Annotated in this window: 1 protein-coding gene; it reads right to left on the bottom strand. The window is 42.7% G+C overall.

Annotated elements, in window-relative coordinates; translation table 11 throughout:
• Positions 1-34: 34 nt before the first annotated feature.
• Positions 35-793, bottom strand: a complete 759-nt coding sequence (locus tag L5L94_RS21735; RefSeq protein ID WP_011071076.1) for an IS5-like element ISSod6 family transposase — start codon at positions 791-793, stop codon at positions 35-37.
• Positions 794-857: the final 64 nt, after the last annotated feature.

The raw sequence follows: 857 nt of genomic DNA on the forward strand, positions 1-857 counted from the left end.
TAGGGTCTGTTGATCTTTGCTGTACAAATGTTGTTCAGCAATACATCGGCAGCCACATTAACATAAACGCCAGTGACACCATACTGGCGTAATTTCTTGCTAGCTTGTCATATCTTGTTGATATTGCTCGATAGTGCTTAATTCTTCCAAAAGCATTCTCCACTAAATGTCGATACCGATATAAGCACCAATCGACTCTTTCTTGAGGTGTATTCTTATAGCGGCGCCTTGGAATAACAGATTTCCCGCCTTTATTKGCGATAAGTTCACGAAAAGCATCGCTGTCATAACCTTTATCTGCAATGACGGTATCAACCTGCTTCAGGTGCTCAATTAAGCTGGGGGCGTGTGTAATATCGTGTTTTTGGCCTTCTGATAATTCGAAATAAATCGGTAATCCTCCGCTGTCGACGGCTAAGTGAATTTTGGTTGAATTACCGCCTCGACTTTTACCAATACTCTCATTACTTAGCGTCGCKGCACCTGCACTGTGCTGGTGAGCCCGCACTATCGAGCCATCAATAAAGACCCATTCTATATCAGCAAGGTTGGCTAAGGCCTTGAATAAATGTGCTAGAACGCCTTTCTTAGACCATAAATGAAACCGTCTAAAGACCGTGCTCCAATGACCGAACTCTTTAGGTAAATCTCGCCAAGGGATACCTGTTCTAAGGCGGTAAAGAATACCTTCGAATGTTTGTCTATGTTCAGGTTTGTCATAAACACGGCCTGTGCTTTTCATTAAATGAAATAGCTTTTCCCAGCGTGCATCGGTTAGCATAAGTCTTGGCATGGCTTGAGGTTATGGTTACTTTTGGCGAAGCAAATTATAACGTCTTGCCATGCTGTCTAAAAAT

Origin of the sequence: Shewanella sp. SM21 (genome assembly GCF_025654335.1) — a bacterium.
GTDB classification, from domain to species: Bacteria; Pseudomonadota; Gammaproteobacteria; order Enterobacterales; family Shewanellaceae; genus Shewanella; species Shewanella oncorhynchi.